General features: G+C 64.7%; 12 protein-coding genes. 11 read left to right on the top strand and 1 reads right to left on the bottom strand.

Annotated features, from left to right (window positions below; genetic code table 11):
- The first annotated feature begins 323 nt into the window (after positions 1-323).
- From NLM31_RS30035 to NLM31_RS29990, 10 genes are all read left to right on the top strand, one after another.
- Positions 324-1,937, top strand: a complete 1,614-nt coding sequence (locus NLM31_RS30035; RefSeq protein WP_375167508.1) for a lipopolysaccharide biosynthesis protein — start codon at positions 324-326, stop codon at positions 1,935-1,937.
- A gap of 3 nt (positions 1,938-1,940) precedes the next feature.
- Positions 1,941-3,776, top strand: coding sequence for an asparagine synthase (glutamine-hydrolyzing) (gene asnB, locus NLM31_RS30030; protein ID WP_254194629.1), 1,836 nt, complete (start codon positions 1,941-1,943; stop codon positions 3,774-3,776).
- 99 nt (positions 3,777-3,875) lie between these two features.
- Positions 3,876-4,868 (top strand): glycosyltransferase, encoded by a 993-nt coding sequence (locus tag NLM31_RS30025; RefSeq protein WP_254194628.1) that lies wholly within the window; start codon positions 3,876-3,878, stop codon positions 4,866-4,868.
- A 42-nt stretch (positions 4,869-4,910) separates the two neighbouring features.
- Positions 4,911-5,516: a DapH/DapD/GlmU-related protein gene (locus NLM31_RS30020; RefSeq protein ID WP_254194627.1), complete on the top strand. Its 606-nt coding sequence runs from the start codon at positions 4,911-4,913 to the stop codon at positions 5,514-5,516.
- Complete coding sequence (locus tag NLM31_RS30015) at positions 5,506-6,357, top strand: class I SAM-dependent methyltransferase (protein WP_254194626.1); 852 nt, start codon at positions 5,506-5,508, stop codon at positions 6,355-6,357. The genes NLM31_RS30020 and NLM31_RS30015 overlap by 11 nt, the downstream gene beginning before the upstream one ends.
- 4 nt (positions 6,358-6,361) lie before the next feature.
- The gene (locus NLM31_RS30010) at positions 6,362-7,294 is read left to right on the top strand and encodes an NAD(P)-dependent oxidoreductase (RefSeq protein WP_254194625.1); all 933 of its coding nucleotides are present in this window, start codon (positions 6,362-6,364) and stop codon (positions 7,292-7,294) included.
- Positions 7,260-8,465, top strand: coding sequence for a glycosyltransferase family 1 protein (locus NLM31_RS30005; RefSeq protein WP_254194624.1), 1,206 nt, complete (start codon positions 7,260-7,262; stop codon positions 8,463-8,465). The genes NLM31_RS30010 and NLM31_RS30005 overlap by 35 nt, the downstream gene beginning before the upstream one ends.
- Before the next feature lie 135 nt (positions 8,466-8,600).
- Positions 8,601-9,662 (top strand): Gfo/Idh/MocA family protein, encoded by a 1,062-nt coding sequence (locus NLM31_RS30000; protein WP_254194623.1) that lies wholly within the window; start codon positions 8,601-8,603, stop codon positions 9,660-9,662.
- A complete protein-coding gene (locus NLM31_RS29995; RefSeq protein WP_254194622.1) occupies positions 9,659-10,123 on the top strand; it encodes an acyltransferase in 465 nt (154 codons plus the stop codon). The genes NLM31_RS30000 and NLM31_RS29995 overlap by 4 nt, the downstream gene beginning before the upstream one ends.
- A 6-nt stretch (positions 10,124-10,129) precedes the next feature.
- The gene (locus NLM31_RS29990) at positions 10,130-11,227 is read left to right on the top strand and encodes a DegT/DnrJ/EryC1/StrS aminotransferase family protein (RefSeq protein ID WP_254194621.1); all 1,098 of its coding nucleotides are present in this window, start codon (positions 10,130-10,132) and stop codon (positions 11,225-11,227) included.
- Here the strand turns inward: NLM31_RS29990 and NLM31_RS29985 are convergent.
- Positions 11,224-12,447: a phenylacetate--CoA ligase family protein gene (locus NLM31_RS29985; protein WP_254194620.1), complete on the bottom strand. Its 1,224-nt coding sequence runs from the start codon at positions 12,445-12,447 to the stop codon at positions 11,224-11,226. The genes NLM31_RS29990 and NLM31_RS29985 overlap by 4 nt on opposite strands.
- Positions 12,448-12,533: 86 nt before the next feature.
- Between NLM31_RS29985 and NLM31_RS29980 the strand changes: the two genes are divergently transcribed.
- Entirely contained in the window at positions 12,534-13,685 is a 1,152-nt protein-coding gene (locus tag NLM31_RS29980) for an AGE family epimerase/isomerase (protein ID WP_254194619.1), read from the top strand.
- Positions 13,686-13,688: the final 3 nt, after the last annotated feature.

Raw genomic sequence — 13,688 nt, 5'->3', positions numbered from 1 at the left:
AGAGCTCGATATTGGCCTGCTCATTGTCCGTGACGTAGGGCCAATTGAATGGGATAAATTTGGTCGCCATTGCGAGAGCTGCCCAATTGCTTGCTAGAGGTGCTCAATTTCTCAATTCCGGCGGTGTTTAGGGATGCTTTCGACCACATCGACCGGTCGCGGGAACGCCTGCATTGGCGCGATTAAGAGCCAGAAAGCGGCCAGTTCTTGAACGCCGCTGGGGGCGTGGGTATTGACGCAGCGGGCGCCCTTGCTTCCTGCCCAATTGAATGGCATTGGCTACCATTCGATTCACATGCCATGTCCAAGATCAGACCCATGCGATGTGTTCCGCCTCCAGAATCGACTGTCGAGCGCGCGCGAATTGGCACGGCGGCGCGGGTTGGACAGACGTGAGAAAAGTTTCGTCCGATCTGCTCGGAAATTCTGCCTGGAATGCGATCGCATTTGTGGTCGCTGTGCTGCTTAACCTTGCCATTCTGCCGTTCGTCGTCACTCGCCTCGGTCCCGGAGCGTTCGGTGTCGCAGGGCTGGTTACGGCCTGCATCGCGCCGGCGCTCGTGTTCAGCAACTCGTTGGCCCTGTCGACGGCGCGCGAGCTCGCGCAGAGATTGACGCCGTCCGACCGCCGCGATGCGCGACGCCTGTTTGCAACCGCAGTGGCGCTCGCGGTCGGCGTCGGCGGCCCGATCGTGATTGTCGTCTGCGTCGCTGGCGCGCCCCTCGCACGGCTCGGTTTCCATCTCGGCGGGACTGCGGCCGACGATCTCGGGCTCGCTTTTGTGTTGGCCGGTCTTGGCTGGCTGTGCCAATGCTTGTCGGCGATTTTCCTCACTTTGTTCACGGCGCGCCAGGATTACCGGCGCATCGCCTCCATCAACATCGCTAGCACCGTGACTGCGACAGTCTCCATGCTTCTTATGATTCCGGCTGCGCCGCGCGCCTCGACGTTCCTCGGATGTCAGGCACTCGGTTTTGCCACCAGCCTGATCGTGGCGTTGGCCTGGTCGCGCAGCGCCGTCGGGGAATGGCTGGCGCGACCGGCGATTCATCGAGACGCCCTCGGACGGCTGGTGCGGCTCGGCGGTTGGCAGGCTACGGCACAGGGCGGTGCGCTGTTTGCCGGACAGGCAGACCGCTATTTGCTTGGCGCGCTGCTCCAGCCGCAATTCGTCGGTTTCTATGGCGTCGCGCAACGCCTCGAGGAAGCCGTCTATATCGGCGTGCTGAAAGTTGGAGAGACGCTGTTTCCCTTTTTCAGTTCGCTTCAGGAGGAGGACGAGGACCGCAAGGTCGACCTGCTGCTGCGTTCCTCGTGGATATTGAACGTGCTCGCCGCCAGTGCGCTGGGCGGCCTCATTCCCATCGCCGGACCGTTGCTTCATCTGTGGACGGGGGCCGAGGTTGCCGCCGAGGCCGAGACTGTACTGGTGGTGCTGTCGATCGCCGGCATATTGGGTTCGAGCGCCAACGTTCTGGCGTTCTATCTCTTGGCGCAGGGACGCTCGCGCGACAATGCGCTGATCGCATTGTGCACCGGCGCGGCCACCCTCGCGACCAGCCTCATTGCACTACCGCGGTTCGGCTGGCAGGCCGCGGGCTGGAGCACATGCATCGGTATGATCGCGCAGATGATCGCGACCATGGCGCTGGTCCGCCGCAGCATCAGCGCAGCCGGCGTGTGGTCACGCGTTGTCCATTTCATGCTGGTACCGCTGGGCGTGGGGATTTTGACGTCGCTTGCTCTGCGTTATGGCCTCAGTCATGCAGTAGTGGTTTCGGCGGCATGGTGGTACGTTGGTGGTATGGGGGCCTTGTCGGCGGCGATCATCTTCGTCGTCGCCGTCGCGGCGTCGCAAGCCGGCCCCTATCGCGCGGTCTGCTTGCGTGACCTCCGCGCCATCGTCAGCCGTTTCGTGCCGTTCAAGGCGGTCTAGAGCATGTGCGGAATTGCCGGCATCGTGAATCTTGATGGTCGCGCCGTATCGCCCGCGGACCTCAGCCGTCTGACGGATCTGATCGCGCATCGGGGGCCGTTCGGCGAGGGAGCCTGGTTCAGTGCGGACGGCAACTTCGCGCTCGGACATCGCCGCCTCGCGATCATTGATCCCGGGGAAGGCGGTCGTCAGCCGATGATCTCGGCCGATGGTCGCCATGTGATCGTCTACAATGGCGAGATCTACAATTTCCTCGAGCTTCGCCGCGAACTCGAAGATCGCGGTGCGATCTTCCGCACCCAGTCCGACACCGAGGTGGTTCTCGCGGCCTGGCAGGCCTGGGGCGAGGACATGCTGCCGCGCTTCAACGGGATGTGGGCGCTGGCGATCTTCGATACCATCAGCGGCGAGTTGTTTCTCGCGCGCGACAGGTTCGGTATCAAGCCGTTGCTGTACAGCCTGTCGTCCGAGCGTTTCGTCTTCGCCTCCGAGCAGCGGGCGCTGGCGCGGTGCGGCCTGGTCGACGCGACGGTCGATACCGATGTGGCGCGGCGCCTGTTGCTCGATGCCTTCAGTATCGAGGGCAGCGAGTGGACGCTGTTTCGGAGCATCCGCCGCTTGCAGGGCGGGCATTGCATGTGGCTGCGCGATGGCAAGGTCAGCGTCCGGCGCTGGTGGCGCACGGTCGATCATCTGCTGGAGATTCCGGGCACCGAAGCCGAACGCGTCGATCGTTTTCGCGAGTTGTTCCTGGACGCTGTCGCCTTGCGGATGCGCAGCGACGTACCGATCGGAACATGTCTCTCCGGTGGCTTCGATTCATCGGCGGTGATCTGCGCGATGGCCGCGCATGAGAAGGCCGGAATGGGGCCGCGCGACAGCAACGCATGGCGCCACGCCTTCGTCGCGACGTTTCCGGGCGCAGCACATGATGAGCGGCCGATGGCCGAGCAGGCGGCCGCCTGGGCCGATGTCGCGCCCACCTTTCTCGAAATCGGGCGAGGGGACGCGCTGACCGATATCGACCGGATTCTGGACGACCATGACGACGTCTATATCAGCTTGCCCAGCGCGGTGTGGTTGATCTATCGGGAACTGCGGCGTCACAACGTGACGGTGTCGCTGGACGGGCACGGCGCGGACGAATTGATGGGGGCCTATTTGCAAGCTGGGCAATCCGGCGCCTTCCGGATCAGAAATGCTGCGGCCGACCTCGCCTCCCGTTCGGCGCTGGCGCGACGTAGCGTTGACCTCGTGCGGGCCTGGACCATCAAGGCCAGAGGCCACGGCTTCCTGCGCGGTGGTCTGACCGTGCCCGAGGAGCTCCCGCTGGTTGCTCAAGACGATGAACTGCCGGCCGAATGGGGCGGGCTGAACCGGCGGCTCTATCGCATGTTTCACAGCACGGTCTTGCCGACCCTCCTGCGCAATTTCGACCGCATCTCGATGGCCCACGGCATCGAGGTGCGGATGCCGTTCATGGACTGGCGTCTCGTGGCCTATACGATGGCGCTGCCGGAATCGAGCAAGTTTGCCAATGGCATGACCAAGGCCATCGCGCGGCGGGCAATGGCGGGCCAGATGCCGGAATCGATCCGGACCGCGCGGCGCAAGGTCGGCTTCAATTCGCCAATGCCGGAATGGCTGAACGGACCGCTCGCGGGCTGGGTCGCAGCCCTGCTCGACCAGAATGTGCCGGCCTTCACCGAGATGGTCGATGAAGTCAGCCTGTCCCGCACGGTCGGCCGCTTGACGGCCTCGAAGACATGGGACTGGGAGACGGTCGGCCGGATCTGGCCCTACCTCAATATGAAATGGATGCTGGCAAGGTCCACATAAGCAATGCGTCTTTTCCAAAATAGCGGCCTTTATCCGTCTTATCTGGCGCGGCTGAACCGGCTTGCGGCGAACACTCAAAGTTTCGCCCAACGGCGACGTGTGTTTTTGGACGACCGCTTCGGCGCATCGCATGTCCTGAAGCCGGTGCAGGACGGATCGGCCGAGGCCTTCTTCACCAACGGCGACGACGAGGTCTTGCAGCGCCGCTGGGCACGTGAGCAGGGCATGCCGGGCGAGCCCGCGCTCGAGGCCATCCTGCTCGCCCAGATCGAACACCACGCAACCGAGGTGTTCTACAATCTAGATCCCGTGCGCTATCCGAGTGCGTTCGTCGCCAAGCTGCCGGGCTGCGTGAATACGGCTCTGTGCTGGCGCGTCGCGCCGTCGGGCGGCGCCGACTTCACGGCCTATGGCGCCGTGCTCGGCAACTTTCCGTCGATCCTCGAGATGTGGCGTCGCGCGGGATGCCGGGCCGAACCGTTCTTTCCGGCGCATGATCCCGTGATGGACGAGTACGGCCGCGGAGAGCGCCCGATCGATGTTTCCTTCGTCGGCGGCTATTCGCGACATCATCGCGCCCGCGCGCGGACGCTGGAGCAGGTGGCGCAGCTCGCCGAAAACCACAATGTCGTGTTTTGCCTCGATGCCTCGCGCCTGACCAAGCTCGCCGAAAGCGCGATCGGGCGGCTGCTGCCGATGCGGCAGCATCGGCGCCCCGCGGCCATCGCCGCCATTGCCAGGCCGCCGGTGTTCGGGCGAGACCTCTATGAGCTGATCGGTTCGTCGAAGATCGTGCTCAATGGCTCGATCGACATGGCGGGCACCGAGCGCGGCAACATGCGCTGCTTCGAGGCGATGGGATGCGGCGCCTTGCTCGTGTCCGACGCCGGCAGCTATCCGGACGCCATGGAGGAGGATGTCACCATCGCGATTTACAACACGCCGGAACGGGCCGTCGAGGTCATTTCACGCCGTTTGCTGGATTGGCCAGCATCGGCCGAGATTGCCGCCCGCGGCCGGGATCGTATCCGGACCATCTACAGCAAAGATGTGCAGTGGAAGCAGTTCTGTGACCTCGTCGGACGCATCTAGCTGTGTTAGAGCCTCCGAGACGACGCGCTTTCAGTTGATCGCATGAGCTTCAATTTCGTGATCCAAAGGCTCACCGGTCGCAATGCCGACTACCTCATACAGCGGGTGGTTGGCCGTGCGACCTGCCGGTTGCGGAGCGGCGCTGCACTCGGTGCAAGCGCGAGGATTAGGAATGTCTATGGCGACTCCGACAAGATCGTCGTCGGGCCGCAGAGCCGGATTTTTGGTGAGCTCATGACGTTCGCCCATGGCGGTGAGATCAAAATCGGCGAGTGGTGCTTCGTCGGCGAGGGCACTCGGATCTGGTCGGCCGCTTCCATCGAGATCGGAAATCGTGTTCTGATCTCGCATTCGGTCAACGTCTTCGACAACCTGACTCATCCGATCAAAGCGGCCGCACGTCACGACCAGGTTCGGCGGATCTTCACGCGTGGCCATCCCCGCGACATCTCGCTCGACGAAGCTCCGGTCAGGATCTGCGATGACGCCTGGGTCGGCGCCGGCGCGATGGTGCTGCGCGGCGTGACGGTCGGAGAGGGCGCCGTGGTGGCGGCGGGCGCGGTCGTGACCAAGGACGTCCCGGCCTTCTCGATCGTGGCCGGCAATCCGGCGGTGCTGGTCAGGGAGCTCCGGCCCGATGAGCGGTAAAGACAAGTTCACGACATGGGAGGAGGCCGTGATCTGGCTGCGCAATCAGCCGGATCAAGGTCAGCTCATGCGTGATGCATTTTACGATGATCCTCTCGCTGACGCTGCCGAGCGCTATTTCCAGAGCACCGAATGGAAGGCGGTCGCCGCTCTCCTGTCCGGGCGGTCCGGCTCGGCGCTCGATGTCGGCGCCGGTCGCGGCATCGCGAGCTATGCGCTCGCCCGCAGCGGCTTCGAGGTCACCGCACTTGAGCCGGATAGCAGCGCGGTCGTCGGCGCTGCGGCGATCCGCGATCTCGCAGCACGTGCGCAGCTGCCTATCCACGTGGTCGAGGAATTCTCCGAGCGCCTTCCATTCGCCGGCGGCTCTTTCGACGTTGTCTTTGCGCGCGCCGTGCTGCACCACATGCGCGATCTCGACGATGCCTGCCGCGAGATGTTTCGCGTGCTCCGTCCGGGCGGTGTGCTCATCGCGGCGCGTGAGCACGTCATCAGCAAGGAAGCCGACCTTCAGCAATTTCTGGATCAGCATCCGCTGCACCATCTCTACGGGGGAGAACGCGCCTATCTGCTCGACCGCTATACTGGCGCCTTGAAGTCGGCCGGCTTTGCCGCGATCGAGACCCTTGCGCCGCTGCGAAGTCCCATCAATCTGTTCCCGTACACCATGGACACCTTGCGGTCCGCGGTCATCGAAGGACTGACCCGGAAGATCCCCGTCGGGCCGTTGTGGCGCGTTGTCTTGGCCTCGCCGCGCGTCTTCGCATCCCTGCTTCCGCTCGCCGAGCGCTTTGACCAGCGGCCCGGACGGCTCTATTCGTTCGTCTGTCACAAGGCCTAAAGCCATGTCCACATGGATCACTGGTGCCAACGGATTCATCGGCCGCCACCTCGTCCGCGAACTGGCGGATACCGGCGGCGTGGTGCATGGCGTCGGCCACGGGGCGCTCGATCCGGGTGATGCGCGTGCGCTCGGCTTGCAGAGCTGGATCAATGGCGAGGTCGATGCGGCCAATCTGAATGCGCTTGCGGCCGCGCACGGATTGCCTTCGCGGATCTTTCACCTTGCTGGCGGATCTTCCGTCGGGCTCTCGATCGAACGCCCGTTCGAGGATTTTTCCAGGACCGTGGCGAGCACGGCGCGCCTGTTGGAATGGCTGCGCCGCTCTGCGCCCGAATGCCTACTGGTCGTGGCCTCGAGTGCGGCGGTCTATGGTTCGGATCACCCGGGTCCGATCCCGGAGGACGCTTCCCTGACGCCGATGTCGCCCTATGGCGAGCACAAGCTGATCATGGAGCACTTGTGCCGGAGTTATGTGCGCAGCTACGGCGTCCGCTGCGCCATCGTGCGGCTGTTCTCGGTCTATGGGCCAAATCTGCGCAAGCAACTGCTCTGGGACATGTGTTCGCGGCTGGATGCCGGAGGGCCGGTACTCACGCTCGGCGGAACCGGGGCGGAGATACGTGACTGGACCGACGTTCGCGACGTCGCGCGCTTGCTGGCGCAGGTCGGGGAAGGTGCGCAGCACCAGGGCTTTCGCGTGATCAATGGCGGCTCGGGGCAGGGAACGAGCGTTGCCGAGATTGCACGAAGCCTCATTGGATGCTGGGGTGGAGCGACGGAGCTCCGCTTCTCCGGTGCTGCGCGGCCGGGCGATCCGGCGAGCCTGCTTGCGTATGACGGTCGTTTGCGCGACATGAAGTTCGATTGGCGGATCCCGCTCGCGCGCGGACTTGCCGACTATGTCGATTGGTTCAAAGGCCGGCATCGTGACTGAGCAGTCGACGCTGCGGGTCGCTTTCACCAACATCCCAAGCCGGCTGTGGGCGGGGGGGTACAACTATCAGCGCAACCTGTTCGAGGTCCTGAACCGCTATCGTCCCGGTGCGATCGCGCCGGTCCTGTTCGCGGGCGCCAAGGATGATGCTGACGAGATCGCCATCTTTGCGCGGATTCCGGGCGTGGAGGTGGTCCGCTCGCCGGTGTTCGACCGCGCCGGCGGCACGCTCATCAAGGCACTTGCATTCGGGCTCGACCGGCCCGCGGCTGCGCTTTTCCGCGAGCGGAAGATCGACATGGTGTTCGAATCTGCGCGCTTCTTCGGCTGGCGCCTGCCGTTTCCGACGATCGCGTGGTTCCCGGATTTTCAGCACCGGTTGCTGCCGCATCTGTTCTCGCGGTCCGCCTATTGGCGCCGCGATCTCGGCTTTCGCGTTCAGATCGCCTCGCGCCGGCACATCATGCTGAGCAGCGAGAGCGCGCTGGGCGATCTCAGGCGGTTTTATCCCGGCCTCACCAATGGCGTTTCCGTGGTGCGCTTCGCCACCGCGCCGCCGGCACATCTGCTCGCAACCGATCCAGCCGATGTCGTCGCGCAATACGGGCTGCCGCGGCGCTATTTCTATCTGCCGAACCAGTTCTGGCGGCACAAGAACCACCAGCTCGTGGTCGATGCGCTCGATCTGCTCAAGCGAGACGGGTTCGACGTCGTCGTCGCGGCTTCCGGCAGCACCTACGACGCGCGCGAGCCTGAATATTTCGCCAGCGTAATGCGCGCGGCCGAGGCGCGCGGCGTTGCCCGGAACTTCCGCCATCTCGGCATGATCCCGCTAGGTCACGTCTACGCGCTGCTGCGCACATCGATCGCGCTGATCAACCCGTCGCGATGCGAGGGATGGAGCACAACGGTCGAGGAAGCGAAATCGTTCGGCGTGCCGATGCTGCTGTCGGATCTCGATGTTCACCGCGAGCAAACCGGCGGAGGGGCGCGCTATTTCGGCATCGACGACGCCCGCGCCCTGGCCGACCACATGCGCGAGATCGCCGCGACGGGGCCAGTCATGGTGGTCAGGCAGTTGCAGCCGGACCTCGAAAACCGGGTTCGGGGCTTCGTTGACGATTTTGTCCGGCTTACGACCGACGTAATGGGCGGTCCAGCGGCCCGCTAGCCCCAATTGGGCTTCGTAAAGGTGGGCCAGCGCCGGTCTAAAGCCTTGATTTGTTCAGCCTTTTGTTAATATAGCTCATTCTGGGCGAGGCGCCAGGCGCAGTTGCTTCGGGCGCCCGTTGAAGATCGAGGTCCCATGATCAGATTTGGTCTGCTCGGCTGCGGGCGCATCGCCAAGCGTCACTCCGACCTGCTCGGCGGCAATCACATCGCCGGCGCGACACTCGTCGCCGTCTGCGATTCCCAGCGGGCACGCGCGGAAACGATCGCGGCAATGTTCGGGGTTGACGCGCATGACGACCTCGACGCGATGCTCGCGCGCAAGGATATCGACGCGGTTGCGGTGCTGACCCCAAGTGGCCTGCATCCGCAGCATGCGATCGCCTGCGCCCGCGCCGGCAAGCATGTGATCGTAGAGAAGCCGATGGCGCTGCGTCTTCAGGACGCCGATGACATGATCCGCGCATGTGACGAGGCCGGCGTCAAGCTGTTCGTCGTCAAGCAGAATCGTTTCAACGTTCCGATCGTCAAGGCGCGCGAGGCACTCGACGCCGGCCGTTTCGGCAAGCTCGTGCTCGGCACGGTGCGCGTGCGCTGGTGCCGCGACCAGGCCTATTACGATCAGGATTCCTGGCGCGGCACCTGGGCGCAGGACGGAGGAGTATTGACTAACCAGGCCAGCCACCACATCGACATGCTGGAGTGGTTCTTCGGCGACGTCGTCAGCGTTCATGCGCGTAGCACCACCGCGCTGGTCAAGATCCAGACCGAGGACACGGCGGTCGCGACGCTCAAGTTCCGCAACGGCGCGCTCGGCATCATCGAGGCGACCACCGCCGCGCGCCCGGCCGATCTCGAGGGATCGCTGTCGATCCTCGGCGAAAAGGGCGCCGTCGAAGTCGGCGGCTTCGCTATGAACCAGATCCGGCACTGGCGCTTCGTCGACGTGCGTCCGTCGGACAAGGAGGTGGTCGAGAAATTCTCGGTCAATCCGCCGAACGTCTATGGCTTCGGCCATCAGGCCTATTACCAGCACGTCATCGAATGTCTCGCTGATCGCGGTGCCGCCCTGGTCGACGGATTGCAGGGCCGCAAGAGCCTGGAGCTGATCTCGGCGCTCTATGAATCGATCGAGACCGGGGAGGAGGTGCCGCTGCACTTCGTGCCGCGCCGTAGCCGGCTCGGTGTCGCTTCATGAGCGAACCCGAATTCTATCAAGCCAGCATTCGCGATGTCGCATTCGGCAGCGGCGTCAAGATGGTCGAGCCCTGCAATTTGTATGGTTGCACGATCGGCGACCATTGCTTCATCGGTCCCTTCACTGAGATACAGAAGGGCGTCGTTGTCGGTGCCCGCACGCGCGTGCAGTCGCACAGCTTCGTCTGCGAACTCGTCACCATCGGCGAGGACTGCTTCATCGGCCATGGCGTGATGTTCATCAACGATACCTTCGCAACCGGCGGACCGGCGCGTGGCCGCAGGGAATTGTGGCGCGAGACCCGGATCGGTAACCGCGTGTCGATCGGCTCCAATGCGACGATCATGCCGGTGCGGATCGTGGACGATGTCGTGGTCGGCGCTGGCGCGGTGGTAACTAAAGACATCACGGTCGCCGGCACCTATGCCGGCAATCCGGCGCGGCTCGTGCCGCTGAGATAGAGGCGCATGGCAGTCCCTTTCGCTGATCTTCAGCTCCAGTACCAGAACATCAAGAGCGAGATCGACGCGGCGATGGCCGGCGTGATCCGCGACAACGCCTTCATTCGCGGTCCCTATGTCGACGCCTTCGAACGCGACTTCGCGAGGGCCGCATCCGTCAAACATTGCGTCTCCTGCGCCAATGGCACCGACGCGCTCTATCTCGCCATGGCGGCGCTGAAGGTGAAGCTGGGCGACGAAGTGATCACGACCGCACATTCGTGGATTTCGACGTCGGCGATGATCACGCATGCCGGCGCAAGCGCTAGGTTCTGCGACACCGACGGCACGACGTTTACTATCGATCCCGCGGCGATTGAAGCAGCGATCACGCCGCGGACCGTGGGCATCATCCCGGTGCATCTCTACGGGCAGCCGGCCGACATGGACGCGATCATGGCGATCGCGAGCAGGCATGGCCTGTGGGTAATCGAGGATTGCGCGCAGGCGCATCTGGCGCACTACAAGGGTAAGATGGTCGGAACGTTTGGCTCCGCCGCGACCTATTCCTTCTATCCCGGCAAAAATCTCGGCGCGATGGGCGACGCCGGCGCCGTCGTCACCAATGACGATGTGTTGGCCAAGCGGATGACCATGCTGGCCCGCCACGGCGGCCTCGTGAAGCATCAGCACCAGATCGAGGGAATCAACAGCCGTCTCGACGGCATGCAGGCCGCGATCCTGTCGGCCAAGCTTCCGCATCTGGCGGATTGGACCAAGGGACGCCAGGAAGCAGCCGCTATCTATGATGCGGCGCTGAAGCAGGTCGAGGACATCGATGTGCCGCAGGTCGCCGCGGGGCGGCAGCATGTCTATCATCTTTATACGATCAAACATGTGCGGCGCGATGCGCTCGCAAAGCATTTGAACGCGAAGGGCATCCAGACCGCGATCAACTATCCGACAGCCTTGCCTCTATTGCCCGCGTACAGCCGCTTCGAGCACACGGCCGAGCAATTTCCGCACGCCTGCGCCGACCAGGCCAACATCCTGTCGCTGCCGATGTTCGCAGAGATCACGCCCGCGCAGCAGGACGAAGTCATTCGCGCGATCCGCGCGTTCTAGCGCTCGTCGACGATCACCTTTCCGTCGTTGGGTAGCGCGCCAGGCGACACCAGTTCGACGCCGCCGCCGAGCTTGGTCACCGCGCGCAGACTTGCGGCGAGTTCCTCGCGCAGCACATCGCTTGGTGCGCCGGTTTCCGCCCGCAGGGTCATCGCGTCGGTCTCGCGATTGCGGCTCACGACGAGGCGCAGGCGGCCGAGCGCTGGGTGGCGCTTGCCAATCTCGGCGACTTGTTCGGGACGCACAAACATGCCCTTGACCTTGGTGGTCTGGTCGGCGCGGCCCATCCAGCCCCTGATGCGCATGTTGGTACGGCCGCAAGCACTCACGCCCGGCAGAGCTGCGGTGAGGTCGCCGAGCGCGAGGCGGATCCAGGGATGGTGCGGGTCGAGCGACGTCACCACGATCTCACCGACGTCGCCCGGCGCAACGGGATCACCGGTGCCCGGCCGGACGATCTCGAAAATCAGGTCCTCGTTCACGACCATGCCGCCGCGCGCCTCGGTCTCGAACGCGATGAGGCCAAGATCGGCGGTGCCGAAGGCCTGGTAGGCGTCGATGCCGCGCGCCTTGATCTCTGCCTGGAGCGAAGGCGGGAAGGCGGCGCCCGACACCAGCGCCCGCTTGATCGAGGAGACGTCGCGCCCCGAGGCTGCGGCGGCGTCGAGCAAAATCTTCAGAAAATCCGGCGTGCCGCTGTAGCCGACCGGCCGATAGGCCTCGATCAACTCGAATTGCTGTTCGGTGTTGCCGGGGCCGGCCGGGATCACCGCGCAGCCGAGGGCGCGAGCCGAGGCATCGAAGATGAACCCGCCGGGGGTAAGGTGATAGCTGAAGGTGTTGAGCACGACGTCGCCGGGCCGGAGGCCGGCGGCAAACAGCGCCCGCGCCCCCCGCCAGGGGTCGGCCCGGGTGTCCTCCGGCTCGAAAATCGGGCCTGGGGAGGTGAACAGGCGGGCGAAGGATCCCGGAGCGGTTGTCACGAAGCCTCCGAAGGGCACTGAGGCCTTATGCAGAGCGGGCAGTTCCGACTTGCGCAGAACCGGCAGGCGCGCCAGCGCCGCCCTGGAGGTCACGGCGGCGGGATCTACGCCTGTGAGCCGCTCGGCATAGGCCGGGGCGGACATCGCACTTCGCAGGACGTCCGGCAGGCGGGCGAACAGCTCGGCCTCGCGCGCCGCTGGCTCACGCGTCTCGAGGGCGTCGTAATGGGCGGTCATGGTAGGTCTTTCCGGGTTGGCATCGGTTGCACGCCGCCGCTCGCATGGGTATCAGACGGCCATTGGCGGGGCGTGGAGGGGACGCAATGGCGGACGAGAGCATCATTCCGGCGGAAGAGGCGGCCGACGTCGTCGCGCGCCTGAAGCGCCGGATGATCGAGGACGCGATCCCGCTGTGGTCGACCGTTGGCTGGGACCATGAAACGGGCGGTTTCATCGATCGGCTGCACTGCGACGGCACGGCGGACAGAGCCGCGCCGCGCCGCGTATTCGTGCAGGCGCGCCAGATCTGGTGCTACGCCAAGGCGGCGCAGATGGGCTGGTATCCGCAAGGCCGCGCCATCGCGCTGAAGGGGCTCGAGCATCTGCTCGCAAAGGCCAAGGCGCCGGACGGAAAGCCCGGCTATGTCCACCGGCTGACGCCGGATGGCGCGGTGCTCGATGCGCGGCGCGACGCCTATGACCACGCCTTCATCCTGTTTGCGCTGGCAACCGTCTATGCGCTCGACCAGGACGCGCAGATCCGCGCCGAGATCGACGCGCTGCTCGGCTTCCTCGACGGCCATCTGCGCTCGCCGCATGGCGGTGTGCATGAGAGCCTGCCGGTGTCGCTGCCGCGGCGGCAAAACCCGCAGATGCATCTGTTCGAGGCGATGATCGCGTGCTTCGACGCGACCCACGATCTGTCGTTCCAGAACCGCGCCGGCGAGTTCTTCGCGCTGTTCCTGGCCAATCTCTACGACAAGCGGAAATGCGCGCTCGGCGAATATTTCGAGGAGGACTGGTCGAAGATCGAGCCGGTCAGCGTCGAGGCCGGCCACCAGGCGGAATGGGTCTGGCTGCTGAAGGGATTTGAACGCATCACGGGCTGTCCGACCGGACAGCGGCGCGCAGAGCTGCTGGCGACGGCGCTGCGCTATCGCGACACGGCCACCGGCTGTCTCGTCGACGAGGGCGACGACACCGGCAATATCCGCCGCGCGACGCGCCGGCTGTGGCCGCAGACCGAGATCGCGAAAGCTTGGATCGCGCAGGCCGAGTCCGGCGAAGCGGGTGCGGCGGACGAAGCGCGTGCGTCGCTGGTGCGGCTCGAACGGCATTATCTCAGCCATCCCGTGCGGGGCGGCTGGTACGACCAGTTCGACAGCGACGGCAAATCGCTGGTCGACACCATTCCTGCGTCGTCGTTCTATCATGTTCTCTGCGCGGTCACGGAAGCGGAGCAGGTGCTGAGCTAGAGC

Source organism: Bradyrhizobium sp. CCGUVB4N, assembly GCF_024199945.1.
GTDB lineage: Bacteria > Pseudomonadota > Alphaproteobacteria > Rhizobiales > Xanthobacteraceae > Bradyrhizobium.
This window is presented reverse-complemented; position numbering and strand designations above follow the sequence as displayed.

Bases quoted from the DNA above. Each gene is read 5' to 3' on its own strand.
- NLM31_RS30010 (WP_254194625.1), top strand. From the start codon at position 6,362: ATGTCCACATGGATCACTGGTGCCAACGGATTCATCGGCCGCCACCTC.
- asnB (WP_254194629.1), top strand. From the start codon at position 1,941: ATGTGCGGAATTGCCGGCATCGTGAATCTTGATGGTCGCGCCGTATCG.
- NLM31_RS30000 (WP_254194623.1), top strand. From the start codon at position 8,601: ATGATCAGATTTGGTCTGCTCGGCTGCGGGCGCATCGCCAAGCGTCAC.
- NLM31_RS29990 (WP_254194621.1), top strand. From the start codon at position 10,130: ATGGCAGTCCCTTTCGCTGATCTTCAGCTCCAGTACCAGAACATCAAG.
- NLM31_RS30035 (WP_375167508.1), top strand. From the start codon at position 324: ATGTGTTCCGCCTCCAGAATCGACTGTCGAGCGCGCGCGAATTGGCAC.
- NLM31_RS30005 (WP_254194624.1), top strand. From the start codon at position 7,260: ATGTCGATTGGTTCAAAGGCCGGCATCGTGACTGAGCAGTCGACGCTG.
- NLM31_RS29995 (WP_254194622.1), top strand. From the start codon at position 9,659: ATGAGCGAACCCGAATTCTATCAAGCCAGCATTCGCGATGTCGCATTC.
- NLM31_RS30015 (WP_254194626.1), top strand. From the start codon at position 5,506: ATGAGCGGTAAAGACAAGTTCACGACATGGGAGGAGGCCGTGATCTGG.
- NLM31_RS29985 (WP_254194620.1), bottom strand. From the start codon at position 12,447: ATGACCGCCCATTACGACGCCCTCGAGACGCGTGAGCCAGCGGCGCGC.
- NLM31_RS30020 (WP_254194627.1), top strand. From the start codon at position 4,911: ATGAGCTTCAATTTCGTGATCCAAAGGCTCACCGGTCGCAATGCCGAC.
- NLM31_RS29980 (WP_254194619.1), top strand. From the start codon at position 12,534: ATGGCGGACGAGAGCATCATTCCGGCGGAAGAGGCGGCCGACGTCGTC.